Origin of the sequence: Pseudomonas sp. MD195_PC81_125, from assembly GCF_014060985.1 — a bacterium.
GTDB lineage: Bacteria > Pseudomonadota > Gammaproteobacteria > Pseudomonadales > Pseudomonadaceae > Aquipseudomonas > Aquipseudomonas parakoreensis.
This window is the reverse complement of sequence record NZ_JABULD010000724.1, coordinates 1-510: the sequence shown is the minus strand read 5'-3', so window position 1 is coordinate 510 and position 510 is coordinate 1. Positions and strand designations below refer to the sequence as shown.

1 protein-coding gene and 1 pseudogene are annotated in these 510 nt (G+C 58.2%); one reads left to right on the top strand and one right to left on the bottom strand.

Going from position 1 to position 510, the window contains the following annotated elements; translation table 11 throughout:
• Nucleotides 1-132: pseudogene (locus tag HT737_RS32890) on the bottom strand (helix-turn-helix transcriptional regulator); the annotation flags it as partial.
• Between the two features lie 172 nt (nucleotides 133-304).
• Between HT737_RS32890 and HT737_RS28495 the strand changes: the two are divergent.
• A partial coding sequence (locus tag HT737_RS28495) for an alpha/beta fold hydrolase (protein WP_182404487.1) occupies nucleotides 305-510 on the top strand: 206 nt, incomplete at its 3' end.

Here is a 510-nt window from a genome sequence, read left to right as displayed (position 1 = left end):
CTTCTGAAAATCACTGAAGCGGCGGATGCCCTCCAGCGCATCGCGGATGATCAGCAGCGACCACCAGTCGCCGATCAGATCCAGCGTACGGGCGACCGGGCAGGCGTTGCCGTGCAGGCTTTTGCGCTTCACAGGGTGTTTCTCCGTCAAATCCAGCGTGTGGTTGCATTTTACAACTTGTGTTCGCGGAAAAGAACCACGCCGCCAGCGCAGCACCTGCATACAAGTGGCCACGGTCGATTGCGCGGATAGTGAATCCTGCTTTACAGCCCCTCCCCAACGCGTACTCAAGCAAGGAGTTTCCATGAGCACATTCACTACCGATGACGGCACACAGATCTATTTCAAGGACTGGGGCAGCGGCAAGCCCGTGCTGTTCAGCCATGGCTGGCCGCTGGATGCCGACATGTGGGAATACCAGATGGAATACCTGAGCAGTCGCGGCTACCGCACGATTGCCTTTGACCGCCGTGGTTTCGGGCGCTCCGATCAACCGTGGAACGGCTATGA